Genomic DNA, 24,027 nt, shown 5'->3' on the forward strand with positions numbered 1-24,027 from the left:
ACGGATGTGCCGTGCGGTGGTGCGGTGCGGGAAGGCGGGTGCCGTGCGGGCCGGTGAGGGACCTCCGCGCGGCTACCGGACCGCGCGCAGCGCGTCCACGATCCCGAAGCCGTAGAAGCCGTTGACGCGCCCGCCGCCGACGCAGGTCGCGTCCGTGACGCCGTCGCCGTTCCCGTCGTACGGCCCGGCCGGGCAGCCCGGGTTGTCCGCCTGGGCCTTGAGCAGCGCCTGCAACTGGGCCGGAGTCGCGTGCGGATGGGCCGACTTCAGCAGCGCGGCCACCGCGGCGACGTGCGGCGTGGCCATCGAGGTGCCCTGCAGGAAGCCGTACTGGCCGTTCGGCAGGGTGGACAGGATGCGGCCGTTCTTCGACGGGGTGTCCGGGATCTGGTACTTGTCGCCGCCCGGCCCGGCGACGTCGATCACGCCGGCGCCGTAGCTGGAGTAGTAGGACTTGGCGCCCTTGACGCCGACCGCGCTCACCGTGACCACGCCCGGCAGCTGGGTCGGCACGTCGAAGCACCGGTGCGGGTCGACCGTGCGGGTCGTCGGCGCCGAGTCGTCGGGGCTGGAGGCGTCGGTGAGCGCGTCCGCGTCGAGGTCGTCGTTCGAGTTGCCGGCCGCGGCGACGTTGAGCGTGCCCCGGCTCTGCGCGTACCGCTGGGCCCGGTCCACCGCGTCGACGACGGCCCGCTGGTCGGGGTCGTCCAGGCAGTTGTAGAGCCACGGGTCCACGTAGTAGCTGTTGTTGGTGATCTGCACCCCGTGGTCGGCGGCGAACACGAAGGCGCAGACGACGCTCTCGGGGTAGAAGAGCTGCCCCGCGTCCGGCTGGGCGACGGTGATCCCGGCGACCTTCACGCCCGGCGCGACGCCCGCGACGCCGATGCCGTTGCGGGCCGCGGCGATCTCGCCGGCCACATGGGTGCCGTGGTAGTGGTCGGCGTCCACCGGCCGCCACGAGCCGTAGGTGGTGTCCGCCCGGCCGCTGACGCAGTTGGCGGACTGCGCGGGCGAGAAGTTGGGGGCGATGTCCGGGTGGGTGTCGTCCACGCCGGTGTCGATCACGCCGACGGTGACGCTGCGGCTGCCGGGGTCGATCCGCGCCGCCTTGTCCGCGCCGATCGCCCGCAGGTCCCACTGGTCCGCCTCGAGCGGCTCGGTACCGTCCGCGGCCGCCTTCGCGACCCGGGCGGCCTCCGCCTTCGAGAGGTACTGGACCGCGCCCTCGTCGGTGGTGCCGGACGGGGCCAGCGGCGCGGTGCGCGTGGCACCGGCGGACTGCACGCCCCGCACGGCCCGCAACCTCCGGCCGAAGTCCGGGTCGGCGGAGTGGGCGACGATGACGCCGATCCGGTCGTACGTCACGACGACGGTGCCCCCGGCGGCGGTGACCGCCCGCTGCACCGACGCGAGGGTGCGGGGGTCGGTCCGGGTGTTGACGACGTAGGCCAGGACCGGCGCGTCCGCCGCCCGGGCGGCGGCCCGGGCGGCCGGCCCGGTGGGCGTCGCGGAGGCGGCCGACGGCAGGAAGCCGAGTGAGGCGGTCAGCGAGAGCACGACCGGCACGGCGAGCCCGAGCCGGCGTCCGGAACGCGAATGAGCCATGGGGTCTCCACATCATCCGGGTGCAAAACCGCCCGAGACGCAGGTGGTTCTCGGGCAGGTACATGACGGGTGTGCAGGGCGAAAGCTATCCCCCCGCCTCATGGGTCGGCAATGACTTGTTAAAGACCACTCCTGAAAGTGACCGGATGACGTGAACCGGTTCTCCCCCGGAGCCGTGGACGGTGGGCAGGGAGCGCCCGCTGCCGCAGCCGTGCCCCACGTCCGCACCGCGAGGAGACCCCGTGGCCACCGAAACACCGCCCCCCGCGAAGACACCGGCCCCCCTCCCGTCCGGCGAGGAGTTCGTCGCCGAGCAGGAGAGCGCGGAGTTCGGTGAACTGCGCCGCGCCCACCGCTCGTTCGCGTTCCCGCTGACCGGCGCGTTCATCGCCTGGTACCTGCTGTACGTGCTGCTGTCGAACTACGCGGGCGGCTTCATGGGCACCAGGCTCTTCGGCAACGTCAACGTCGCCCTCGTCCTGGGCCTCGCCCAGTTCCTCACCACCTTCCTCATCGCCTGGTGGTACGCGCGGCACGCCGCCGCGCAGCTCGACCCCAGGGCGGAGGCCATCAAGTCCCGGATGGAGGGCCGCGTATGAGCACCGCACCGCACGCCCTGCTGGCCGCCGGCGAGGCGAGCCGGCACCGGCCGCTGATCATCACCCTGTTCGCCGTCTTCGTCGCCGCGACCCTCGTCATCACCGTGTGGGCGGGCCGGCGGACCAGGGGCGCCGCCGACTTCTACGCCGGCGGACGCCAGTTCACCGGGTTCCAGAACGGACTCGCCGTCTCCGGCGACTACATGTCCGCCGCGTCCTTCCTGGGCATCGCCGGCGCCATCGCCCTCTTCGGCTACGACGGCTTCCTGTACTCCATCGGCTTCCTGGTCGCCTGGCTGGTCGCCCTGCTCCTCGTCGCCGAGCCGCTGCGCAACTCCGGCCGCTACACCATGGGCGACGTGCTCGCGTACCGCATGCGCCAGCGCCCCGTCCGGACCGCGGCGGGCGTGTCCACGATCGTCGTGTCGATCTTCTACCTGCTGGCGCAGATGGCCGGCGCCGGTGTCCTGGTCTCGCTGCTGCTCGGCATCACCAGCGACGGCGGCAGGATCGGCATCGTCGCCCTGGTCTGCGTCCTGATGATCGTGTACGTGACCGTCGGCGGCATGAAGGGCACCACCTGGGTGCAGATGGTCAAGGCGGTGCTGCTGATCGCCGGTGCCCTGCTGCTGACCCTCCTGGTCCTGCTGAAGTTCCACTTCGACGTCTCGGACCTGCTCGGCTCGGCCGCCGGCACCAGCGGCAAGGGCACCGCCTTCCTGGAGCCCGGCCTGAAGTTCGGCGCGAGCGGCACCACCAAGCTGGACTTCCTCTCCCTCGGCCTCGCCCTGGTCCTCGGCACCGCGGGCCTGCCGCACATCCTCATCCGCTTCTACACGGTCCCCACCGCCAAGGCCGCCCGCACCTCCGTGATCTGGGCGATCGGCCTGATCGGCGCCTTCTACCTGATGACGCTCGCCCTCGGCTTCGGGGCCGCCGCCCTCATCAAGCCCGCGGAGATCACCGCCTCCAACAAGGCCGGCAACACCGCAGCCCCGCTGCTCGCCCTGCACCTGGGCGGTGTCGACTCCAGCTGGGGCGCCGCACTGCTCGCGGGCATCTCCGCGGTCGCCTTCGCCACCATCCTCGCCGTGGTCGCGGGCCTCACCCTCGCCTCGTCCTCCTCCTTCGCCCACGACATCTACGCCAACGTCATCAAGCGGGGCACCGCCTCCGAGAAGCAGGAGCTGGGCGCGGCACGCTGGGCGACCGTCGGCATCGGCGCCGTCTCCGTCGTCCTGGGCGCCCTCGCCCGCGACCTCAACGTGGCCGGCCTGGTCGCCCTCGCCTTCGCGGTCGCCGCCTCCGCCAACCTGCCGACCCTCCTCTTCAGCCTCTTCTGGAAGCGGTTCACCACCACGGGCGCCCTGTGGTCGATCTACGGCGGCCTCGTCGTCGCGGTCGGCCTGGTGCTGTTCTCCCCGGTGGTGTCCGGCGCGCCGACCTCGATGTTCCCCGGCGCCGACTTCCACTGGTTCCCGCTGGAGAACCCGGGCCTCGTCTCCATCCCGGCCGGCTTCCTGCTGGGCGTCGTCGGCACGCTGCTGTCGAAGGAGACCCCGGACCGCGCCAAGTACGCGGAACTGGAGGTGAGGTCCCTGACCGGAACCGGAGCGCACTGACCCCGGCGGCGGCCGCGTCGTGGGGATCTACGACGCGGCCGCGGGGCCGCTCGTGGGATCGGGCCGCTGTCGATGTCGGCGGCGTCACGTAGGCTCGCAGGTGACGGCAGAAGAGTGATCCGCTAGGGAGGGGGCCGACGTGCTCATCGACACCTACGGCCGGGTGGCCACCGACCTGAGGGTCTCACTGACCGACCGGTGCAACCTCCGCTGCACGTACTGCATGCCCGAGGAGGGCCTGCAGTGGCTCGCCAAGCCCGACCTGCTCACGGACGACGAGATCGTCCGCCTCGTCGACGTCGCCGTCACCTCGCTCGGCATCCGGGAGGTCCGCTTCACGGGCGGCGAGCCCCTGCTGCGGCCGGGTCTGGCCGGCATCGTGGAGCGGGTCGCCGCCCTCGACCCGCGCCCCCGCACCTCCCTGACGACCAACGGCATCGGGCTGCGGCGCACCGCCGCCGCCCTGAAGGCCGCCGGCCTGGATCGGGTCAACGTCTCCCTGGACACCCTGCGCCCGGACGTCTTCAAGACCCTCACCCGCCGTGACCGGCACCGGGACGTCCTCGACGGCCTGCTCGCCGCCCGCGACGCCGGCCTCACCCCGGTCAAGGTCAACGCGGTCCTGATGCCCGGCCTCAACGCCGACGAGGCCCCGGACCTGCTCGCCTGGGCGATCGAGCACGACTACGAGCTCCGCTTCATCGAGCAGATGCCGCTGGACGCCCAGCACGGCTGGAAGCGTGAGGGCATGGTGACCGCGGTCGACATCCTCGCCTCGCTGCGCACCCGCTTCGCCCTGGCCCCCGAGCCCTCCGAGGAGCGCGGTTCGGCGCCGGCCGAGCGCTGGATCGTCGGCGGCGGGCCGCACCGGGTCGGGGTCATCGCCTCCGTCACCCGCCCCTTCTGCGCGGCCTGCGACCGCACCCGCCTGACGGCCGACGGGCAGATACGCACCTGCCTGTTCGCCACCGAGGAGACCGACCTGCGCGCGGCCCTGCGCTCGGGCGCGCCCGACGAGGAGATCGCCCGCGTCTGGCGGCAGGCGATGTGGGGCAAGAAGGCCGGCTCGGGCCTCGACGACCCGTCGTTCCTCCAGCCGGACCGGCCGATGTCCGCGATCGGCGGCTGAGCCGCGACGCCCCCACGGCCCCGCCCGCAGCGCGTCAGGGCCGCTCGGAGGCCTGCCAGTCGGTGAGCAGGACGACGTCCTTGAGGAATCCCCGGACCCCGAGGAACTGCGCCAAGTGCTCCCGGTGCTCCTCGCAGGCCAGCCACGTCTTGCGCCGGTCCGGAGTGTGCAGCTTCGGGTTGTTCCACGCGAGCACCCACACGGCGTCGGCACGGCAGCCCTTGGCGGAGCAGGGGGGAGTTTCGTCGGTCACGGGGTCGTCTCACAGCCGCGGCGAACAGACAAGGCGACGCCGAGCAGCCACGGGGGGAGCTGCCCGGCGTCGGTCTGTCGCTCCGACGGGGGATGCGGAGCGCGTACGAAGTATGTCACGGGTCACCCGCCCACCGGCACCGGAACAGCATGATTGATCTGAGGTTTTCTTGAGCTTGGCGGCCGCCGTTATTCCGGTTGCCACCTGCCCGTCGCGCTCACGAAGGGTTCGCGGCGCCGTCGCCCGAGCCGGCCGCCGGGCCGTTCCCCGAGTCCGCCGCGGGGCCGGTGCTCCGGCCGCCCGGAGCGGCCTCCGCCGTGCCGTCGTCCGCCGGGGGCGGCGAGATCATCGTCCGCATCGGAGTCGTCACGAAGGTCGACGGCAGTGAGGGCGCCCGCTCCCGCCCCGCGTTGGCGATCACCACCGCGATGTAGGGGAGTGCCGCACCGAGGACCAGCGCCACGATCGCGACGTACCGCTCCACGTTCCACAGCGCCACCGCGAGAATCACCGACACCGTGCGGATCGACATCGAGATGATGTAACGGCGCTGCCGGGCACGCACGTCCTCCTGCAGACCCGTCCGGGCCCCGGTGATCCGGAACACCTGGGCGCTGCCGCCGCCATGCTGTTTCCGCATCGCACTTCCACCATCCGCCCGCTCCGGACACTCCCGGGTCCGTCCGCATCCGGTCCGCGACCGGGCGCGGAACCCGGCCCGCACAGCCACCACGTTACGCCGGGACGGCCGTGCCATCGAGACCGGGGCCGCCCCCGGCCTGCATGGACGGCCGCACCCCGCGCGGACGGCGGAACCCGAGGTGCGGCCTCCGGCGGACCCGCCGACACTGGGCGTAATGCTCACGTCGAGCCGGACGAGGAGGCAGCCATGGGCTGGTTGTGGGCGATCATCGTGGGGTTCGTGCTCGGTCTGATCGCCAAGGCGATCATCCCGGGCAAGCAGCACAGCCCCCTGTGGCTGACGACCATCTTCGGCATGATCGGCGCCATCATCGGCAACTCCCTCGCCCGCGCGTTCGGCGTCGCCGCCACCCCCGGCATCGACTGGACCCGGCACCTCTTCCAGCTCATCGCGGCGATCGTGGTCGTCGCACTCGGCGACATGGCGTACATGGCGCTGTGGGGCAACAAGAAGAAGCAGCGGGAGACGACCGTCGTCTAGACACCACCCGAACCCGGACCCGGACCGGACCCGGAACGGCGACGGCGGGGGGAGCGGCACGCGTGCCGCTCCCCCCGCCGTCGTGATCCGTCCGCCGCGGGCCGCCCGGTCAGGCGCCGGCGACCTCGACCGCCGCCAGGTTCTTCTTGCCCCGGCGCAGCACCAGCCAGCGGCCGTGCAGCAGGTCCGCGGTGGCGGGCACCGCGTCCTCGGCGGCGACCTTCACGTTGTTCACGTACGCACCGCCCTCCTTGACCGTGCGGCGCGCGGCCGACTTGCTGCCCACCAGGCCGACCTCGGCGAGCAGGTCGACCACCGGACCGAGCTCGGTGACCCGCACGTGCGGGACCTCCGACAGCGCCGCGGTCAGCGTCGCCTCGTCCAGCTCCGCCAGCTCGCCCTGGCCGAAGAGGGCCCGGGACGCGGCGATCACGGCGGCCGTCTGGTCGGCGCCGTGCACCAGCGTCGTCAGCTCCTGCGCCAGCGCCCGCTGCGCGGCCCGGGCCTGGGGCCGCTCCTCGGTCTGCCGCTCCAGCTCCTCCAGCTCCTCGCGGGACCGGAAGGACAGGATGCGCAGGTACGTCGAGATGTCCCGGTCGTCCACGTTCAGCCAGAACTGGTAGAACGCGTACGGCGTCGTCATCTCCGGGTCCAGCCAGACGGCCCCGCCCTCGGTCTTGCCGAACTTGGTGCCGTCCGCCTTGGTCATCAGCGGCGTGGCCAGCGCGTGCACGCTCGCCTCCGGCTCCAGCCGGTGGATCAGGTCCAGGCCCGCCGTGAGGTTGCCCCACTGGTCGCTGCCGCCCTGCTGCAGCGTGCAGCCGTGGCGCCGGTAGAGCTGCAGGAAGTCCATGCCCTGCAGGATCTGGTAGCTGAACTCGGTGTAGCTGATGCCCTGGTCGGACTCCAGGCGCCGGGCCACGGAGTCCTTCGTCAGCATCTTGTTGACCCGGAAGTGCTTGCCGATGTCGCGCAGGAACTCGATCGCGGTCAGGCCCTGCGTCCAGTCCAGGTTGTTGACCATGACGGCCGCGTTCGCGCCCTCGAAGGAGAGGAAGGGCTCGATCTGGCCGCGCAGCCGGTCCACCCAGCCTGCCACGGTCTCCGGGTCGTTCAGCGTGCGCTCCGCGGTGGGGCGGGGGTCGCCGATCAGGCCCGTGGCCCCGCCGACCAGCGCCAGCGGCCGGTGCCCGGCCTGCTGGAGCCGGCGCACGGTGAGCACCTGCACCAGGTGCCCGACGTGCAGCGACGGCGCCGTCGGGTCGAAGCCGCAATAGAACGTGACGGGACCGTCCGCGAGCGCCTTGCGCAAGGCGTCCTCGTCGGTGGACAGGGCGAACAGCCCACGCCACTTCAGCTCGTCGACGATGTCCGTCACGGTTCTCGTGTCTCCTCGATGGTCCCTCGGGCGGTCGGGTGACAGCCGCCTACGAGGTTATACGCCCTGGCTGACCGAGCTCATATTGAAATCCGGGACGCGCAGCGCGGGCATCGCGGCCCGGGTGAAGTAGTCGCTCCACTCCCGCGGCAGCGTCTTCTCGGTGCGCCCGGCCTCCGTGGCCCGGTCCAGCAGGCCCACCGGCGACTCGTTGAACCGGAAGTTGGTCACCTCGCCGGTCACCTCGCCGTTCTCCACCAGGTACACCCCGTCCCGGGTCAGCCCCGTCAGCAGCAGGGTCGCCGGGTCCACCTCGCGGATGTACCACAGGCAGGTCAGCAGCAGCCCGCGCTCGGTGCCCGCGACCATCTCCTCCAGGGAGCGCTCGCCGCCCCCGTCCAGGATCAGGTTGCCGACCGCCGGCGCGACCGGCAGTCCGGTCAGGCCCGCGGCGTGCCGGGTGGCCGTCAGGTGCTTCAGCTCGCCCCCGCCGATCCACTCGGTGGCCCGCACCGGCAGCCCGTTGTCGAACACGGACTGGTCGCCGCCGGAGGAGTGCGCCACCACGAACGGCGCGCACTCCAGCCCCGGCTCGTGCGGGTCGCTGCGCAGCGTCAGCGGCAGCCGGGCCAGCCGCTCGCCGAGGCGGGTGCCGCCGCCCGGGCTGGAGAACACCGTGCGCCCCTCGGCCGCGTCCCGGCCCGACGACGACCAGTACTGGTAGATCAGCAGGTCCGCGACCGCGGTCGGCGGCAGCAGCGTCTCGTACCGCCCGGCGGGCAGCGACCTGCGCCGCTCGGCCCAGCCGAGCCGCACCGCCAGCTCCGCGTCCATCGCCGCCGGGTCGACGTCCTTGAAGTCGCGCGTGGACCGGCCGGCCCAGGCCGAGCGCGTCCGGTCCGGCGACTTGGCGTTGACCTCCAGCGTCCCGCTCGGCTGGTCGTGCCGCAGCCGCAGCCCTGTGGACGTGCCCAGGTAGGTCGACACCAGCTCGTGGTTGGCGAAGCCGTACAGCTCCCGGCCGCCGTCGCGGGCACGGGCGAACGCCTCGCCGAGGGCCGGCGCGAAGTCGCCGAACACCGCCGACGACGTCTCCGCGGGCGCGTCCGTGAAGTCGGGGGACGCCGGCACGTCCGCGACCAGCGGCTGTGCGTCCTCGGCGGGTCCGGCGTCGCGCGCGGCGGCCTCCGCGGCCCGCACCAGCGGCTCCAGCTCGTCCGCGGTGACCGCGGACCGCGACACCACCCCCGAGGCGGTGCCCTCCCGGCCGTCCACCGTGGCGACGACGGTCAGCGTGCGCCCGCGCGTCACGCCGTTCGTGGTCAGGGCGTTGCCCGCCCAGCGGAGATTGGCCGAGGAGTGCTCGTCGGCGATCACCACGCAGCCGTCGGCCCGGGACAGTTCCAGCGCCCGCTCGACGATCTCGTGCGGCTTGTGGTTGCGCGCGCTCATCGACCGGCCTCCTGCGTGGTGTTCAGAATGTTGACGCCCCTGAAGAGGGCCGAGGGGCAGCCGTGCGAGACGGCCGCGATCTGTCCGGGCTGGGCCTTGCCGCAGTTGAAGGCGCCGCCCAGGACGTACGTCTGCGGGCCGCCCACCGCGGCCATCGAGCCCCAGAAGTCGGTGGTCGTCGCCTGGTAGGCCACGTCCCGCAGCTGCCCGGTGAGCCGCCCGTTCTCGATCCGGAAGAACCGCTGCCCGGTGAACTGGAAGTTGTAGCGCTGCATGTCGATGGACCAGGAACGGTCCCCGACCACGTAGATGCCGCGGTCGACGCCGCCGATCAGGTCCTCGGTGGACAGCCCCGCCGGATCCGGCCGAAGCGACACGTTGGCCATGCGCTGCACCGGCACGTGCCCGGGGGAGTCGGCGAAGGCGCACCCGTTGGACCGCTCGAAGCCGGTCAGCCGGGCGATGCGCCGGTCCAGCTGGTAGCCGACCAGGGTGCCGTCCTTCACCAGGTCCCAGGACTGCGACTCGACGCCCTCGTCGTCGTAGCCGACCGTGGCCAGGCCGTGCTCGGCGGTGCGGTCCCCGGTGACGTTCATCAGCTCGGAGCCGTACTTCAGCCGGCCCAGCCGGTCGAGTGTGGCGAACGAGGTGCCGGCGTACGCGGCCTCGTAGCCCAGGGCCCGGTCCAGCTCGGTGGCGTGCCCGATCGACTCGTGGATCGTCAGCCACAGGTTCGACGGGTCGACCACCAGGTCGTACGGGCCCGGCTCCACGGTCGGGGCGCGCATCTTCACGGCGAGCAGCTCCGGGATGCCGTCCAGCTCGCTCTCCCAGTCCCAGCCGGTGCCCGTCAGGTACTCCCAGCCGCGTCCGGCCGGCGGGGCCAGCGTGCGCATCGAGTCGAACTCGCCGCTGGAGTCGTCCACCGACACCGCGGTCAGCTGCGGATGCAGCCGCACCCGCTGCTGCGTGGTCACCGTCCCCGCCGTGTCCGCATAGAACTTGTTCTCGTGCACGGTCAGCAGCGATGCGTCGACGTGACTGACGCCGCGGCCCGCCAGCAGCCGCGCGCTCCAGTCGGCCAGCAGCGCCGACTTCTCCGCGTCCGGCACCGCGAACGGGTCCGTCCCGTACGCGGACACCCAGGTGCGGTCGGCGTGCACCGGCTCCGCGGCCAGCTCGACGTGCTCCGCCGAACCCGCCGCCCGCAGCACCTGCGCGGACAGCTTCGCCATCGCCACCGCCTGGGAGGCGACCTTGGCGGCCGCGTCGGGCGTCAGGTCCACTCCGGAGGCGAAGCCCCAGGTCCCGCCGTGCACGACCCGGACCGCGTATCCGAGGTCGGTGGTGTCCGACGACCCCGCGGGCCGGGCGTCCCGGAAGCGCCAGGACGCGCTGCGCACCCGCTCGAACCGGAAGTCGGCGTGCTCGACCCCGAGCGCACGCGCGCGTGCGAGGGCGGCGTCGGCGAGAGCGCGTAGGGGAAGTGCCAGGAACGACTGATCGACTTCATGGGGCACGGGCGGGTTTCCCTTCCGGAAAGCTCTCCTGCGGTGACCGTCGCAGGCAGTGAATCATGTCCCGCGCCCGGCGACTCCCCGGAAGGAGAGACCGTCCCGCGACGGACCCCCCGCACTGTAGGGATCCGACAGGAGCGGGGGCGCGCCACTGTCACGGCCCGATTGCCCGCGGACGCGATCAGACCGATAGATTTTCGGTGAAGCCGCCTGTCACTCACGTGTTCGGGCGGGCTCCCGAATGCTTCAGACCGCTATCGAAAGGGTGATCCGTTGAGCCGCTCGGTTCTCGTCACCGGAGGCAACCGGGGCATCGGCCTCGCCATCGCCCGCGCATTCGCCGACGCCGGCGACAAGGTCGCCATCACGTACCGCTCGGGCGAGCCGCCGGCCGGCTTCCTCGCCGTCCGGTGCGACATCACCGACCCCGAGCAGGTGGAGCAGGCCTACAAGGAGATCGAGGCCGAGCACGGCCCGGTCGAGATCCTGATCGCCAACGCCGGCGTCACCAAGGACCAGCTGCTGATGCGGATGACCGACGAGGACTTCACCTCGGTCATCGACACCAACCTCACGGGCACCTTCCGTGTGGTCAAGCGCGCCAACCGCGGCATGCTGCGCGCCAAGCGGGGCCGGGTCGTCCTGATCTCCTCGGTGGTCGGGCTGCTCGGCTCGGCCGGCCAGGCGAACTACGCCGCCTCCAAGGCCGCCCTGGTCGGCTTCGCGCGCTCCCTCGCCCGTGAGCTGGGCTCGCGCAACATCACCTTCAACGTCGTCGCCCCCGGCTTCGTGGACACCGACATGACGCGGGCGCTCAACGACGAGCAGCGCGAGGCGATCATGTCGCAGGTCCCGCTCGGCCGGTACGCGCAGCCGGAGGAGATCGCCGCGGCGGTGCGGTTCCTCGCCTCGGACGACGCCTCGTACATCACTGGAGCCGTCATTCCCGTTGACGGCGGACTGGGAATGGGTCACTGATCACCATGAGCGGAATTCTCGAGGGCAAGCGCATCCTGATCACGGGTGTGCTGACGGAGTCCTCCATCGCCTTCCACGCGGCCAAGCTGGCCCAGGAGCAGGGTGCCGAGATCATCCTGACGGCCTTCCCGCGGCCGACCCTGACCGAGCGGATCGCCAAGAAGCTGCCGAAGCCGGCCAAGGTCATCGAGCTCGACGTCACCAACGACGAGCACCTCGGCCGCCTCGCCGACATCGTCGGCGAGGAGCTCGGCGGCCTGGACGGCGTCGTCCACTCCATCGGCTTCGCCCCGCAGGACGCCCTCGGCGGCAACTTCCTGAACACGCCGTTCGAGTCCGTCGCCACCGCCATGCACGTCTCGGCGTACTCCCTGAAGTCGCTGACCATGGCCTGCCTGCCGCTGATGCAGAACGGCGGCTCGGTCGTCGGCCTCACCTTCGACGCGCAGTTCGCGTGGCCGCAGTACGACTGGATGGGCCCGGCCAAGGCCGCCCTGGAGGCCACCAGCCGCTACATGGCCCGCGACCTCGGCAAGCAGAACATCCGCTGCAACCTGGTCTCCGCCGGCCCCCTCGGCTCCATGGCCGCCAAGTCCATCCCCGGCTTCTCCGAGCTGGCCTCGGTCTGGGACGACCGCGCCCCGCTCGAGTGGGACCTCAAGGACCCGGAGCCGGCCGGGCGCGGCATCGTCGCCCTGCTCAGCGACTGGTTCCCGAAGACCACGGGCGAGATCGTCCACGTCGACGGCGGTCTGCACGCCATCGGCGCCTGACGCCCCCGGACGCGGTCCGCACGGCCCGTACCCCTGCGCGGGGTGCGGGCCGTGCCGCGTCCCGGGACGCACGGCCGGGCGGGCGGTTCGTACGGCCGCACGGTGCCTGCCGGCCGTACGGTGCCCCGCCGGTCGCCGGGTGCCGGATCCGCCCGGCGCGGGTCAGCCGTCCGCGGGCGGGGCGAGCCGGCCCGGGCGGCACAGGAAGGGATAGCCGGCGGCCTGCTCCGCCGCCGCCTCCGCGTCCCCCGTGCGGATCGCGTCGACCAGGCGCGTGTGGTCCATGTACGACTCCGGGGTCAGCTCCTCGCCCACGTCCGCGCGCAGCCATGCGCGCAGCACCTCGCCGAGGTCCGCGTACATCGCCGTCATCACGTCGTTGTGGGAGGCCGCCACCACCGCCAGGTGGAACGTCGCGTCCGCCGTGACGAACGCCTCCGCGTCCCCCGACCCCCACGCCTCCTCGCGCCGCACCAGCAGCGCGTCGAGCTGCTTGAGGTCCTTCTCCGTGCGCCGCTCGGCGGCCAGCTTCGCCGCCGCCGACTCCAGGGTGGACCGCAGCTCCGCGATGTGCCGCGGATCGGCGCCGGCGAAGCGGCGGTGCATCACGCCCGCCAGCTCACTGGTCGCCACGACGTAGGTGCCGGAGCCCTGGCGGATGTCCAGCAGGCCGTTGTGCGCGAGCGCGCGGACGGCCTCCCGGACGGTGTTGCGGGCCACCCCGAGCTGCTCCACGAGCTCCGGCTCGGTGGGGATGCGGGAGCCGACCGGCCACTCACCGGACGTGATCTGCTGCCGCAGTGCGGCGATGACCTGCTCGGACAGCGCCGACCGGCGGGGATGGCTCAGGGGCATGGCACACCTTCGCACGACAGGTCCCGGAGCGTGCTGCGGGCCCATGGACAACCAATCATCCCATGATTCTATGATGGACCCATGGCATCCGAGGAAACCTGCACGACGGCACCGGCGACACCGGAGACGGCACCGACGGCCTCGCGCGCCCCGGACGCGGGCGGCCCCTCCGCGTCCCGCGAGGGGACCGCCCGCCCCTGGGCGACGCGCCTGGTCGTCGTCGGCGTCGTCCTCTCCGCCCTGAACCTGCGCCCCGCCATCACCAGCCTCGGCGCGCTGCTGGAGGAGGTCCGCGACGGACTCGGCATGAGCGGCGGCGTCGCCGGCGTGCTCACCTCGGTCCCCCCGCTCTGCTTCGCCGTCTTCGGCGTCATGGCGCCCCGGCTGGCCCGCCGCTTCGGGCCCGCCGCCGTGGTCTGCGCGGGCATGGCCGCCATCACCGCCGGCCTCCTCATACGCCCGTACGCGGGCGGCCCCGCCGCCTTCCTGGCCGCCAGCGCACTGGCCCTCATGGGCATCGCCGTGAGCAACGTCCTCATGCCGGTCATCGTCAAGCGCTGGTTCCCGGACCGCGTCGGCTCCATGACCGGTCTGTACTCGATGGCGCTCGCGCTGGGCACCTCCTCCGCCGCGGCGGCCACCGTGCCCCTCACCGACGCCCTGGGCGGCGGCTGGAGGCCGGGGCTCGCCGTGTGGGCCGCGCTCGCCGCCGTCGCCGTCCTGCCGTGGCTGCCCCTGGTCCGCGCCCGGGGGACCGGCCCGGCCGCCGCCCCTGCCCCGGCCGCCGCCCCGGCCCCGGCCGCCGCCCAGGCCCCGGCCGCCGGCGGGGAGCCCGCCCCCGCGCTGCGCATCACGCGCAGCCGCACCGCCTGGGCCCTGGCCGTCTTCTTCGGGCTCCAGGCCACCGCCGCCTACGTCACCATGGGCTGGATGGCCCAGATCTTCCGCGACGCGGGTGTCGCCGCCGGCACCGCGGGCGTGCTCCTCGCCGTCACGATGGTCATGGGCGTGCCGCTGGCCTTCGTCATCCCGCGGGTGGCGACCCGGCTGCCCCACCAGGGCCCGATCGTCCTGGTCCTCGGCGTCTGCGGCCTCGCCGGATACGCCGGCCTGTACGTCGCGCCCGCCGCGGGCGCCTGGGCCTGGGCCGTCCTGCTCGGCATCTCGAACTGCGCCTTCCCGCTGGCGCTCACCATGGTCGGCATGCGGGCCAGGACCGGTGCGGGCGTGGCCCAGCTGTCGGCGTTCGCCCAGAGCACCGGCTACCTGATCTCCATCCCGGGGCCGCTGCTGGTCGGCGTGCTCTACCAGGGCAGCGGCGGCTGGGGGCTGCCGATCGCGCTGATGAGCGGCCTGATGATCCCGCAGATGGTGGTGGGCTTCCTGGCCGGGCGCAACCGCACCGTGGAGGAGGAGGCGGCGCGCTGAGCGCCCCCGACGGCCCCGCGGCGGGCGCGGGGTGCGAGACTGGCCCCATGCCAGTGCTGGATCCGAACCCCCAGAACAGCCAGAAGAAGATGCTGCTCGTCTTCGGCTCGTTCTTCGCCGTCTTCGTGCTCATCGCCATCGTCGCGACGCTCGCCTCCCCCTGAGGCCCCCGGGCCGCCGGGCCCCGGGTTGTCAAGGCTGCGGGCGCGACCGTCCGCGGCCGGGCCGGCGTGGTGGGGCTGTCCCCACCGTCCCCTAGGGGGCCGGAGTCAGGGTCGCGTGGGTGGGTCACCGGATGGGAGGCCGCCCCGGCCCTCCGTACCGTCGAGGAGTGGCCGCACGACGCGGACCACGCACCACCCCGAGGGACCAGCGGAGGCAGCCATGCGCGCCCACACGCACACCCGGCCGACCGCCCCGGCCACGGGCGCCGCCGGGACCCGGCCGCCGTGGTGGGCGCTGGCGCTGCCCCTGCCGGCCTTCGCCGTCCTGCTCGTCCTCGTGCTGCATCCCGCGCACGCCCACACCGCCGTCGACCCGGCGATCGCCCAGCTCCTCCACCGTGCCGGACTGCTGGTCGCCGCGCACTGAGCGGTGCCGGCCCGCCCCGGAAAGTCGCATGTCAACTCCCTGCGCCCCGTGGCCTGTTTCGTGCGAAGCTGGGTTTCATGAGCGTCGCAGAACCCCGCAGGATTGTTCTCTTCCGGCATGCGAAAGCCGACTGGCCCCAGGTGACCGACCACGAGCGACCGCTCGCTGAGCGGGGCCGCATGGACGCCGCGGTCGCCGGACGCAGGCTGGCCGACAGCGGCATCCCCCTGGATCTGGCCCTGTGCTCCACCGCGCACCGGACCCGCGAGACCTGGAAACTCGCGGTCCACGAACTCCCGCACCGGCCGAAAACGGTCTACGAGGAGCGGATCTACGAGGCCTCGCCCGGCGAGCTGATCGCCGTGCTCAACGAGATCCCCGACGACGTGCAGAGCGTCGTCGTGATCGGGCACAACCCGGGCATCCACGGGCTCGCCGAGGTCCTGTCCGGGTCCGCCGAGGGCGACGCCCGGGAGCGGATGGGCCGCCGCGGCTTCCCGGCCGCCGCCTTCGCCGTGCTCTCCTGCGACGGCTCCTGGAAGAGCCTGGAACCGGGCGCGGCCGCGCTGGTCGACTACTGGGCGCCGTCCGAATAGCTCCGGCGCACGGGGACTGGGCCCAGGGCCACCCCGCCCGGCGCGCCCCCCGGGGCCCCGGGCCTCCGCCCCGGCGGCCCCGGGAGCGTGCCCGGCCCCGGCCCCGCAGGGGTCCCGGCTCCCGCGCCGCCTCGCTCACGGGCAGGGCCCGGCACCGCACCGGTGCCGGGCCCTGCGCCGTCCCGCGGGGGCGGAGGCGCTCAGTCCTCCACGTGCGCGTCCGCCGACTCGACCTCTTCGCGGGTCACGCCGAGCAGATACAGCACCGTGTCGAGGAACGGTACGTTCACCGCGGCGTGTGCCGCCTCCCGCACCACCGGCTTCGCGTTGAAGGCGACCCCGAGACCCGCGGCGTTCAGCATGTCCAGGTCGTTGGCGCCGTCGCCGACGGCCACCGTCTGCGCCAGCGGCACCCCCGCCTCGGCGGCGAACCGGCGCAGCAGCCGCGCCTTGCCCGCCCGGTCCACGATCTCCCCGGTGACCCGGCCCGTCAGCCTGCCGTCGACGATCTCCAGCGTGTTGGCCTGGGCGAAGTCCAGCCCCAACCGGTCCTTCAGATCGTCCGTGACCTGGGTGAACCCGCCCGACACCACGCCGACTTGGTAGCCGAGCCGCTTCAGGGTGCGGATGAGGGTGCGGGCGCCCGGCGTCAGCCGGACCTCGCTGCGCACCTTGTCCACCACGGAGGCGTCGAGCCCCTCCAGCAGGGCCACGCGCGCGTGCAGGGACTGCTCGAAGTCCAGCTCGCCGCGCATCGCGGCCGCCGTGACCTCGGCGACCTTGTCCTCGCAGCCTGCGTGCGCGGCGAAGAGCTCGATCACCTCGTCCTGGATGAGTGTGGAGTCCACGTCCATCACGACCAGGCGCTGCGCCCGCCGGTGCAGGCCCGCCGCGACGACGGCGACGTCCACGCCGAGCGCCGCCGCGTCGGTGACCAGTGCGGTGCGCAACGGCTCCGTCTCCACTCCGGACACCGCGAACTCGACCGCCGTCACGGGGTACTTGGCCAGCCGGAAGATACGGTCGATGTTGCCGCCGGCCCGGGTGATGCGGGCGGTGATCTGCGCGGTCGCCTCCGCGGAGAGGGGGTGGCCGAGGACGGTGACCAGAGAGCGCCCCAGTCCCCGAGGCCGGTTGTCGCCCCGCCCGGAGATGATCTCCGCCTGCATCTTCATCGACTCGGCCCAGCTGTGCACGGTGGCCCGCAGGTCGCCCTCCAGCCCGGCCGGCGGCGCGGACACCAGGGCGCACAGCACCATGCGGCCACGGGTGACGACCTGCTCGATGTCGACCACGTCGACGGAGTAGGCCGCGAGGGTGTCGAAGAGTCCGGCCGTGATGCCCGGCCTGTCCTTCCCGAAGATCTTGACGAGAAGGGTGAGGTCGTCGGATTTCTGCGCAGCGCTCATGGTGCGTCCACCGTATCCGGCACGCAGTGCCCTCCGCCCCTCCGGTCCGCCAGGCGGACAGGGAACATCGGGTGTCGCGGAGATGGCCGCCGGCCTCCGGGCCCGGTCCCTTCCCGGGCCACGTCCCGTGTCAGGGACGGTTCTTGGGCGCGCGCGGCGGGGGAGGCGGCGGCGGGGGCGGCGGCCACTCGCGGGGGCGGGGCCGGCGCGGCGGCGGGGGCGGGAGCGGCGCCATCACGGTGGGCGCGCCGGACACGTCGTCCCCGGAACCCCCGCCCTTCCCCGACCGGCCCGGCCCGGGGCCGTCCTGCCCGCGGTCGCCGTGCCCGCAGCCGCCTGCTCCGGACCTGCCCGCCCCGGTGTCGTCGGCCTCGGGGCCGTCCCCCGGGGAGTGCTCCTTCCCGGAGCGGTCCGGAATGCCGTCGGCGCGCGTGCGGTCGGCGACCGGTGGCCGCGCGTCCTCCGGTTCCGGTTCCGGTTCCCGGAGCCCCGCGGGCAGGCGGAGGTACGGGTTGGTGGCCGGGTTCGGGGGACGGTGGGGCCTGCCCGGCGTGTACGGGCCGGCCGGGCCCGTCCCGTCACCCCCGTACGAGGGGTACGGGGTGCCTGGGCCTGCTGCCCCGACCGATCCCCGTCCGGCACCCCCGTCGCCCTCCGCCCCCGGGGACGGACGCGCCCCCGCCCCCGGCGCCTCCGTTCCCGCATCCGGCCGCGGCCCCGCAGCCGCAGCCGCAGCCGCGGACCAGGCCGCCGTGCCTGCCGCCCCGCCCGCCGCGTCCCCCGCCCCGCTCCTCGTGCCCACTGCTCCGGGCCACCCGCCTGCCGCGCCCGCCGCCCCGCCCTGCACCTCCCCCGCTCCGGCCGCCGCGCCTGCCGGACCTTCCGCCGCACCCCTCGCGCCTGCCGCACCGGCCGAACCGCCCGCCGTGCCGGCCCACTCGTCTGCCGGACCCCCCGCCACCTCGCCCCGGGCCCCCGACGCTCCCGCCGGGGCAGCAGCGCCCGCCCCGCCCGCCATGCCCTCCGCCCGCGGGGACCCCGCACCCCGTGCCCACGGTGTCGCGCGCCGTCCCGCCGCCCCCGCCGCATGCGCCAGCAGGGCCCCGGCCGCTCCCGCCCCGGCGCCCCAGACCGCGCCGAGCAGCAGGGCCGCGCCCGGGTGGCCGTGCAGCTCGATCCCCGCGTCGACGGCGTCGACGCCCAGCAACGACAGCGATGCCCCCACCGAGACCCGGGTCAGCCGGCCGAGCAGCGGGAGGGCCACCGCGGTCGCGACGCCCAGCCGCAGCGCGCACCACCCCGCGAGTCCGAGCGCAGCGGACCCCCGTGATCCACCCGGCACGGCGTCCCGGGCGCCCGCCCCGGCCGGTGCCGCCGCACCGGACCCGCCCGTCGCCCACCGGCCCGCCGCCGCGGCGCGTACGGCAGACCGGTCCGCCCCGGCAGCGCGTACCGTCGCGGTCCGCCCCGGCAGCGGAGTGCGTGCCGCCGTGAGCACCCGCCCCGGCACCGGAGTGCGTACCGCCGTGAGCACCCCCGCCAGCAGCATCAGCAGGGCCGCCGCGACCCCCAGGAGCCACACCCGCCCGTCCAGTTCGGCCAGCCGCGGCAGCGTGACGGGCCGGTCGGTGCGCACGGTCAGCAGGCGGCCGAGGGGAGCGGGGAGCAGCCCGGCCGGAGCGCCCGCCGCCCTGCCGTCCCACGGGACGAGGAGTCCCACCGGCAGCCCCACCCACACCCCGTTGGGCGCGCCGAGCAGCGCGGCCCCGGCGATGCGCCCCGGGCGGGCGTCGCCGGCCGCCGCGTACGCCGCCGCCGCGAGCCCGGCCACCACCGCGACCAGTCCCGCGCCGGCCAGCGCGGACACGGCCGGGCGCACCACCCGGTGCAGGGCCCCCAGGCCGCGCGGCAGCGGGGTACGGCGGGAGGCGAGCAGGGCGATCAGCAGGACCCCGGCGGACCAGCCCAGCGCGCCGAGCAGGGTGGGCGCCTGCTCGGCCCGGAAGGCGAGCGAGACCTTGGCGCCCGCGATCCGCCCGAGGCCGGGCAGCAGACCGCCGAGGTCGCCCAGGTCCCCCAGGTCGCCGAGCCCCGGCACCGTCACCCCGCCGGTGCCCGGCAGCCGGTCCGGGAGGAACCGGCCCGCGTCGACCGTGACGGTGCCGTGCCCGACCCAGGCCACCGTGCCGAGCCCGGCCGTGAAGACGGCGACCACCGTGCCCGCTCGGGCGAGGAGTTCGGCCGGCGCGATCACAAGTCCCGCCCGGCGCACGGACCGCAGGAAGCACCACGCCAGCAGGAGCGCACCGACCAGGCTCACGCCCAGTGGCGTGATTCCGAGGGCCGTGTGCGCCTGTGCGCCGTGCAGGCCGAAGGCGGACACGTCGGCGGACGGCGTGACGGAGCCGCCCGCGCCGAGGGCCACCACCGCCGCGGTCATCGGCCCCAACGCCCCCGCCGCGTCCGCCCGCAGCAGGTGCAGGCCGAGCGCGGCGGTCGCCGCCATCCCCGTCAACGCCCAGCTCACGGCTGCGACGGCGGACAGCGCCACGTCGGCCCACGGCACCCGCGCGCCGCGCCCGTTCGTCCCCGGTCCCGTCCCGACGCTCATGGCAGACCCCCCGATCCGCGGCGCGACCCGGCCGTCGCGCATGTCCCCCTCGCGGGGGATTACCACTCTCCGGGCCGTTTTCACCCCCGTCAACGGGACCGGGCCGATGCGCAGATGCGCACTCTTCCCAAGGCCCGGCTTTCGGTCAGCGGGCCGAGCCTGGAATAGTTCCCCACGATGTTCGACATCCCTAGACTCCCTGTGATGGGGGCAACTCGGGGGACAAATCAGTGGGGCTTGGAGTGCCGGAACTCGTACTGGAATCAAACGGACGGACCTGGACGCTCGATCCGTCCAGGCCATACACACTCGGACGCGATCCTCAGGGAGACATCGTGTTCGACGACGCCAGGGTCTCCTGGCGCCATGCCACGGTCAGCTTCGACGGCCGCGGTTGGGTCATCGAGGACCACGGCAGCACCAACGGCACGTTCGTGCAGGGGCAGCGGATCCAGCAGGTGGACCTCGGTCCCGGCTCCGCCGTGCATCTCGGGAACGCGACCGACGGCCCGCGCGTGACCCTGTCGGGCGCCGAGGCCGCCGTGGCCGCGCCGCAGGCACAGTCCCAGCAGCAGCCGTTCGCCGCCCAGGGGGCGGGCCCGGGCTGGGCCCAGCAGCCGGCGCCGCAGCAGCCGCAGTCCGGCGTGCCGCAGCAGGCACCGGGCGCGGCGTCGATCCCGCAGCAGCAGGGCTCCGGCGGCGCGGCGGGGGCGCCACCGGTCCACGGCGACCGCAGCCCGACGACGTTCCACCAGTTCTCCCTCGGCCGCGTCATGCGCATCGGCCGTGCCCTGGAGAACGACCTGGTGGTCTCCGACCTCCAGGTCTCCCGCAACCACGCGGAGTTCCACGCCACGCCCGACGGCCGGATGGAGATCCGCGACCTCGGGTCGCACAACGGCACGTACGTCAACGGCCAGCCGATCCCCAAGGGCGGCTCGGTGCAGCTGGGCCCCACCGACATCGTCGGCGTCGGCCACTCGACGTTCCGGATCGTGGGCGACCGGCTCGAGGAGTTCGTCGACACCGGTGAGGTGTCCTTCTCCGCCCGCCATCTGACGGTCACCGTCGACGGCGGCAAGCAGATCCTGAAGGACGTCTCCTTCGGTGTCCCGGAGAAGTCGCTCATCGCGGTCATCGGCCCGTCCGGCTCCGGCAAGTCGACGCTGCTCAAGGCGCTGACCGGCTACCGCCCCGCCGACCAGGGCGAGGTCCTGTACGACAACCGCAACCTCTACAAGCAGTTCGCCGAGCTGCGCCAGCGCATCGGCCTGGTTCCGCAGGACGACATCCTGCACAAGGAGCTGTCGGTCAAGAAGGCCCTGAAGTACGCGGCCAAGCTGCGCTTCCCGGCCGACACCACGGCCGCCGAGCGCGACGCCCGCATCGACGAGGTGCTGCGCGAGCTGAAGCTGGACATCCACAAGGACAAGAAGGTCACGTCCCTGTCCGGCGGTCAGCGCAAGCGTGTCTCGGTGGCCCTGGAGCTGCTGACCAAGCCGTCGCTGATCTTCCTGGACGAGCCGACGTCCGGCCTCGACCCGGGCATGGACCGCGACGTCATGCAGCTGCTGCGCGGTCTCGCCGACGACGGCCGCACGGTCCTGGTCGTCACCCACTCCGTGGCCGAACTGGCGATCTGCGACAAGCTGCTCGTGATGGCGCCCGGCGGCTCCGTGGCCTACTTCGGCCCGCCGGAGGAGGCGCTGAACTTCTTCGGCTACGACACGTGGGCCGACGTCTTCTCCGCCTTCGAGAACTACCGCGACTACGACTGGGCGGGCCGCTGGAAGGGCTCGCAGCACTACCAGATGTACGCCGCGGACATCGACGCCGTCGCACCGCAGTCCGTACACATGCCTCCGCCGCAAGCCATCAAGCCGCCCAAGCCGCAGGCCTGGGGGTCACAGCTGATGACCCTGATCCGGCGGTACACGGCCGTGATCGTCTCCGACAAGGGCTTCCTGGCGCTGACGGTGATCCTGCCGGCGGTGCTCGGCGCGGTGAGCCTGCTCATCGACTCGAAGAAGGGCCTGCTGGTCAACCCCGCGGTCAATCCGCGCACCGGCCTGCACATCCCGAACGGCACGGCGACCACGGTCCTGCTGATCCTCGCGGTGGGCGCCTGCTTCGCCGGCGCGGCGAACTCCGTCCGTGAGCTGATCAAGGAACGGGTCATCTACGAGCGGGAGCGCGCGACGGGCCTGTCCCGCTCGGCGTACCTGATGTCCAAGGTGGTCGTGCTCGGTGTCGTCACCGTGCTCCAGGGCCTCATGGTCGGACTGATCGGCTTCTCCAGCCGGGACATCCCCGACCAGGGTGTCGTCCTGGGCGGCTCGACGCTGTTCGAGCTGTGCGTGCCGATCATGGCGCTCGGCTTCACCTCGATGATGGTCGGCCTGGTGATCTCCTCGCTGGTGAAGACCGCCGAGAAGACCATGCCGCTGCTGGTCATGTTCGCGATCGTCCAGGTCGTCTTCACCGGCTGCCTGTTCACCCTGAACGGCGCGGTCGGCGTCAACCAGTTCTCGTACCTGATGCCGTCGCGGTGGGCGGTGGCCGCCGCGGGCGCCACGCTGGACTTCAACAACATCGCCCCGAACGCCGACGACCCGACCAACACGGACCCGCTGTGGAACCACACGGCGGGAGCCTGGTCGCTCGACATGATCGCCCTGATCGTGCTCGGCGTCGCCTGCGGCTTCCTCGTGGCGCGCTTCCTGCGCCGCCACGAGCCGGAGGTCATGCGCAAGTGACCCCGGCGACGCGCCGAAGGTGAAAGGGCGGCACCCCGATGGGGTGCCGCCCTTCTGCGTGTGTCAGAGGTCCGCGCAGCCTCAGTACGCGCTGTTCACGTTGTCGATCGAACCGTACTTGTCCGCCGCGTAGTTGGCGGCCGCGGTGATGTTGGCAACCGGGTCGTAGATGTTCGCCGAGGTGCCCTTCACGTGGTATGCGTGGAAGGTCGGCGGGATGACCTGCAGCAGGCCCTTCGACGGCACACCGTTGATCGCGTTGACGTCCCAGTCGTTGATCGCGTTCGGGTTGCCGGAGGACTCACGCATGATGTTGCGGTGCAGGCCCTGGTAGGAGCCGGGGATGTTGTGCTGGTGCATGATGCTCAGCGCCTGCCGGATCCAGCCGTCCAGGTTGTTGCCGTAGGACGTGCTCTGGGCGACCGCCGCCATCTTCGGGCGCTGCGCGGACCGGGAGGCGGCCTCCTTGGCCTTGCGCGCGACCTCGGCCTTGTGCTGGGCGGCGGCCTTGGCCTTCTGCTGCGCGGCGGCGGCCTGCTTCTTGGCCTGGGCGGCCTGGATCTTCAGGCTGTCGGCGGCGAGCTGGTCGGTGACGCTGGCCTTCACACCCTTGACCGGCTGGGACGCTATCTGCGCAGGGGCCGCGGCGCCCGCCTCGGACGTGGTGGTGGTGCCGGCCTGGCTCGGAGCGGCCGAGAAGGCGAGGGCGGCGGCGCCGAGGGTGGCGGCACCGGCAAGGGCGACCTTGTGGGTCTTGGTCAGGTTCGGACTACGACGGAGAGTGAACTTCTTCAGCATGCGAAAGGGACCTCTTCGGATAGCGCGGATGCCGCTCTCCGGACTGCGGGGGGCGTGGGGCCCGGCCCGCACGAACGCCGCGGGGAGAACCGCGGCGCCGAGCGACGTGAGCCATTGTTAGCGGCCGCAAAAACGCGTGGCAAAGGTGTGACGTACGAAGCAAGGTAGTGGATCGCGAACGGACAAATCAGGACAGACAGGGTCGTCTGCCCCGTTCATCCCGTACCTGGTTGTCTCCTATGTCCGTTCGTACGTGATGTGCGCCCTATGCGCGTCATCACACCGGTGCGGCTTTTGTCTTACGTGGAGTTGCCGCTGCAACGCACTGTGTGAGCATGTTCCGGCCCGTCGGCGGACCGCCCGCCGGCGCCCCCCGCCTCCCGGGGCGGCCCCCTGTCGGACGGGGACGTCTGTACCCGCACGCCCACCCGCGCGCGATACCCCGTCCCCCCCCCCCCCCCCCCCCCACCCCCCCCCCCCCACCCCCCCCC

21 protein-coding genes are annotated in these 24,027 nt (G+C 73.2%); 11 read left to right on the plus strand and 10 right to left on the minus strand.

Annotated features, from left to right (window positions below):
* Positions 1–72: 72 nt before the first annotated feature.
* A complete protein-coding gene (locus P3H78_RS27010) occupies positions 73–1,608 on the minus strand; it encodes a S8 family peptidase (RefSeq protein ID WP_276111782.1) in 1,536 nt (511 codons plus the stop codon).
* A gap of 242 nt (positions 1,609–1,850) precedes the next feature.
* Here P3H78_RS27010 and P3H78_RS27015 point away from each other — a divergent pair, with 242 nt between their 5' ends.
* The 3 genes from P3H78_RS27015 (at position 1,851) to moaA (ending at position 4,958) form a co-directional block, all read left to right on the plus strand.
* Positions 1,851–2,207 carry a DUF485 domain-containing protein gene (locus P3H78_RS27015; protein ID WP_276111783.1) on the plus strand — a complete coding sequence of 119 codons (357 nt, stop codon included), beginning with the start codon at positions 1,851–1,853 and terminating at the stop codon, positions 2,205–2,207.
* Positions 2,204–3,829, plus strand: a complete 1,626-nt coding sequence (locus P3H78_RS27020) for a monocarboxylic acid transporter (RefSeq protein ID WP_276111784.1) — start codon at positions 2,204–2,206, stop codon at positions 3,827–3,829. Before P3H78_RS27015 ends, P3H78_RS27020 begins: the two co-directional genes overlap by 4 nt.
* Positions 3,830–3,968: 139 nt before the next feature.
* A complete protein-coding gene (gene moaA / locus P3H78_RS27025) occupies positions 3,969–4,958 on the plus strand; it encodes a GTP 3',8-cyclase MoaA (RefSeq protein ID WP_276111785.1) in 990 nt (329 codons plus the stop codon).
* A gap of 34 nt (positions 4,959–4,992) precedes the next feature.
* On the opposite strand, the gene P3H78_RS27030 is transcribed toward moaA, so the two are convergent.
* Both P3H78_RS27030 and P3H78_RS27035 read right to left on the minus strand, forming a co-directional pair.
* Entirely contained in the window at positions 4,993–5,211 is a 219-nt protein-coding gene (locus tag P3H78_RS27030) for a hypothetical protein (RefSeq protein ID WP_276111786.1), read from the minus strand.
* Positions 5,212–5,428: 217 nt separating this feature from the next.
* A complete protein-coding gene (locus tag P3H78_RS27035; RefSeq protein ID WP_276111787.1) occupies positions 5,429–5,851 on the minus strand; it encodes a DUF3099 domain-containing protein in 423 nt (140 codons plus the stop codon).
* 249 nt (positions 5,852–6,100) lie between these two features.
* Between P3H78_RS27035 and P3H78_RS27040 the strand changes: the two genes are divergently transcribed.
* Positions 6,101–6,394: a GlsB/YeaQ/YmgE family stress response membrane protein gene (locus P3H78_RS27040; protein WP_276111788.1), complete on the plus strand. Its 294-nt coding sequence runs from the start codon at positions 6,101–6,103 to the stop codon at positions 6,392–6,394.
* Between the two features lie 109 nt (positions 6,395–6,503).
* Here the strand turns inward: P3H78_RS27040 and tyrS are convergent, their stop codons facing one another.
* The 3 genes from tyrS to P3H78_RS27055 are packed head-to-tail and all read right to left on the minus strand — an operon-like array spanning position 6,504 to position 10,744.
* The gene (gene tyrS, locus P3H78_RS27045) at positions 6,504–7,772 is read right to left on the minus strand and encodes a tyrosine--tRNA ligase (RefSeq protein WP_276111789.1); all 1,269 of its coding nucleotides are present in this window, start codon (positions 7,770–7,772) and stop codon (positions 6,504–6,506) included.
* Positions 7,773–7,829: 57 nt separating this feature from the next.
* The gene (locus tag P3H78_RS27050) at positions 7,830–9,224 is read right to left on the minus strand and encodes a metallopeptidase TldD-related protein (RefSeq protein ID WP_276111790.1); all 1,395 of its coding nucleotides are present in this window, start codon (positions 9,222–9,224) and stop codon (positions 7,830–7,832) included.
* On the minus strand, positions 9,221–10,744 hold the full coding sequence (locus tag P3H78_RS27055; protein WP_276111791.1) for a TldD/PmbA family protein: 1,524 nt from the start codon (positions 10,742–10,744) through the stop codon (positions 9,221–9,223). Before P3H78_RS27055 ends, P3H78_RS27050 begins: the two co-directional genes overlap by 4 nt.
* 270 nt (positions 10,745–11,014) lie before the next feature.
* Between P3H78_RS27055 and fabG the strand changes: the two genes are divergently transcribed.
* Positions 11,015–11,719, plus strand: coding sequence for a 3-oxoacyl-[acyl-carrier-protein] reductase (gene fabG / locus P3H78_RS27060; protein WP_276111792.1), 705 nt, complete (start codon positions 11,015–11,017; stop codon positions 11,717–11,719).
* Between the two features lie 5 nt (positions 11,720–11,724).
* Positions 11,725–12,492 carry an enoyl-ACP reductase FabI gene (gene fabI / locus P3H78_RS27065; RefSeq protein ID WP_276111793.1) on the plus strand — a complete coding sequence of 256 codons (768 nt, stop codon included), beginning with the start codon at positions 11,725–11,727 and terminating at the stop codon, positions 12,490–12,492.
* Between the two features lie 162 nt (positions 12,493–12,654).
* On the opposite strand, the gene P3H78_RS27070 is transcribed toward fabI, so the two are convergent.
* Positions 12,655–13,347 carry a FadR/GntR family transcriptional regulator gene (locus tag P3H78_RS27070; RefSeq protein WP_276111794.1) on the minus strand — a complete coding sequence of 231 codons (693 nt, stop codon included), beginning with the start codon at positions 13,345–13,347 and terminating at the stop codon, positions 12,655–12,657.
* 81 nt (positions 13,348–13,428) lie between these two features.
* On the opposite strand from P3H78_RS27070, the gene P3H78_RS27075 reads away from it, so the two are divergent.
* From P3H78_RS27075 to P3H78_RS27090, 4 genes are all read left to right on the plus strand, one after another.
* A complete protein-coding gene (locus P3H78_RS27075; protein WP_276111795.1) occupies positions 13,429–14,775 on the plus strand; it encodes a CynX/NimT family MFS transporter in 1,347 nt (448 codons plus the stop codon).
* 47 nt (positions 14,776–14,822) lie between these two features.
* Positions 14,823–14,939, plus strand: coding sequence for an SGM_5486 family transporter-associated protein (locus P3H78_RS27080; protein ID WP_276111796.1), 117 nt, complete (start codon positions 14,823–14,825; stop codon positions 14,937–14,939).
* 220 nt (positions 14,940–15,159) lie between these two features.
* On the plus strand, positions 15,160–15,366 hold the full coding sequence (locus P3H78_RS27085) for a hypothetical protein (protein ID WP_276111797.1): 207 nt from the start codon (positions 15,160–15,162) through the stop codon (positions 15,364–15,366).
* 77 nt (positions 15,367–15,443) lie between these two features.
* Positions 15,444–15,962, plus strand: a complete 519-nt coding sequence (locus P3H78_RS27090; protein WP_276111798.1) for a SixA phosphatase family protein — start codon at positions 15,444–15,446, stop codon at positions 15,960–15,962.
* Between the two features lie 200 nt (positions 15,963–16,162).
* Here the strand turns inward: P3H78_RS27090 and serB are convergent, their stop codons facing one another.
* Both serB and P3H78_RS27100 read right to left on the minus strand, forming a co-directional pair.
* Positions 16,163–17,371, minus strand: a complete 1,209-nt coding sequence (gene serB, locus P3H78_RS27095; protein ID WP_276111799.1) for a phosphoserine phosphatase SerB — start codon at positions 17,369–17,371, stop codon at positions 16,163–16,165.
* Between the two features lie 130 nt (positions 17,372–17,501).
* Positions 17,502–19,982, minus strand: a complete 2,481-nt coding sequence (locus tag P3H78_RS27100; RefSeq protein ID WP_276111800.1) for a streptophobe family protein — start codon at positions 19,980–19,982, stop codon at positions 17,502–17,504.
* Between the two features lie 242 nt (positions 19,983–20,224).
* Here P3H78_RS27100 and P3H78_RS27105 point away from each other — a divergent pair, with 242 nt between their 5' ends.
* On the plus strand, positions 20,225–22,738 hold the full coding sequence (locus P3H78_RS27105) for an FHA domain-containing protein (protein ID WP_276111801.1): 2,514 nt from the start codon (positions 20,225–20,227) through the stop codon (positions 22,736–22,738).
* Positions 22,739–22,819: 81 nt separating this feature from the next.
* Here the strand turns inward: P3H78_RS27105 and P3H78_RS27110 are convergent, their stop codons facing one another.
* On the minus strand, positions 22,820–23,536 hold the full coding sequence (locus tag P3H78_RS27110) for a transglycosylase SLT domain-containing protein (RefSeq protein WP_276111802.1): 717 nt from the start codon (positions 23,534–23,536) through the stop codon (positions 22,820–22,822).
* Between the last annotated feature and the right edge of the window lie 491 nt (positions 23,537–24,027).

Origin of the sequence: Streptomyces tropicalis, assembly GCF_029269835.1 — a bacterium.
In the GTDB taxonomy this organism is placed as follows: domain Bacteria; phylum Actinomycetota; class Actinomycetes; order Streptomycetales; family Streptomycetaceae; genus Streptomyces; species Streptomyces tropicalis.